This window comes from Streptomyces beijiangensis, assembly GCF_017315755.1.
GTDB lineage: Bacteria > Actinomycetota > Actinomycetes > Streptomycetales > Streptomycetaceae > Streptomyces > Streptomyces beijiangensis.
The window spans coordinates 1-272 of the sequence record NZ_JAFLRJ010000864.1; the positions used below are offsets into that span (position 1 = coordinate 1).

Genomic DNA, 272 nt, shown 5'->3' on the forward strand with positions numbered 1-272 from the left:
GGCCTCCTCGACCCCGCCGTCGCCGGTCGCCGTGACGGCGGCGGCATCGTCAACGCACAGCTCCACCCGTCCCGGGGCCGCGAGCTGGTCGCGAACTCCATCGCCGGGTTCATGCGCAGCACACCCGGTCTGACCCTCATGGAACGTACGGTCAACGGCCAGCCGGGGCTGATCGCCGAACGGGACGGCGTCATCGCGACGGTGCTGGCGTTCGATGTCGCGGACGGCCTGATCACCAACATCTGGGCCGTGCTCAACCCCGAGAAGCTCCG

General features: G+C 70.2%; 1 pseudogene. It reads left to right on the forward strand.

Annotated features, from left to right (window positions below):
* Nucleotides 1-272, forward strand: a pseudogene (locus tag J0695_RS39555) (RNA polymerase subunit sigma-24); the annotation flags it as partial.